1 protein-coding gene is annotated in these 836 nt (G+C 74.4%); it reads right to left on the reverse strand.

The genetic code is table 11. From position 1 onward, the window contains the following. Nucleotides 1-198 precede the first annotated feature (198 nt). Nucleotides 199-747, reverse strand: a complete 549-nt coding sequence (locus ABD308_RS14270) for a PadR family transcriptional regulator (RefSeq protein ID WP_344333495.1) — start codon at nucleotides 745-747, stop codon at nucleotides 199-201. Between the last annotated feature and the right edge of the window lie 89 nt (nucleotides 748-836).

Here is an 836-nt window from a genome sequence, read left to right on the forward strand (position 1 = left end):
CGCGGGGGTGCGCCCGCCGAGCCGGCGGCGAGCTGGGCTCCGCCGAAGGTGAGCACCGTGGTGACGGCCACCGCGGTGAGGGCGGGGAGAGGCCTCGGGAGAGACATACGGGCCCCCGGTCGAGAGGTCGGACAGGGACAGGCGTCCAGTTTCCCACCGACGGCCGCGCCCCGCCCCTCCGGCGGGCATCGCCGCAGGTCAGGGCAGGTCGTTCCGGCTCGGAGGCAGGGCGTCGAGGGTCTCCGCGAGCCAGCTGACCCAGAAGGTCTCCAGGCCGATCCCGGCGCGCAGCACGGCGTGCTGGAGCGGGTCGCCGTCATGCTCCGCCCCGGCCGGGAAGTCGCGCCGCTCGATCTCCTCGTAGTGCTCCAACTGCTGCCGGTGCTGGGCGAGGTGACGGCGCAGCTCGACATCGAGTCCGGCCGCGCCGACCACTGCGGCGGCGCGCAGCCGCAGCAGCAGCGGGTCGCGGATCGGCCGGGGCTCGTCGGCGGCGACCGTCCACCGCTCCAGTTCGGCCCGCCCGGCGGGCAGCACCTCGTACTCCTTCTTCTGCCCGCGCACCGGCCCCGTCCGCAGGAGCGCCCGGATCAGCCCGGCGGCCTCCAGGCGGCCCAGTTCGCGGTAGATCTGCTGGTGGGTGGCGGACCAGAAGAAGCCGATGGACTTGTCGAACCGCCGGGTCAGCTCCAGACCGGAGGACGGCTTCTCCAGCAGGGCGGTGAGGATGGCGTGCGGCAGCGACATGGCACCGATCCTAGGGTCCGTCTTCAAACCCCCGCCTGCCGGGCGACGCGCCCCCAGCCTGGCGGCCGGGAGTGCCCCCACCGCATGGA

This window comes from Kitasatospora putterlickiae (assembly GCF_039527695.1).
Lineage (GTDB): Bacteria > Actinomycetota > Actinomycetes > Streptomycetales > Streptomycetaceae > Kitasatospora > Kitasatospora putterlickiae.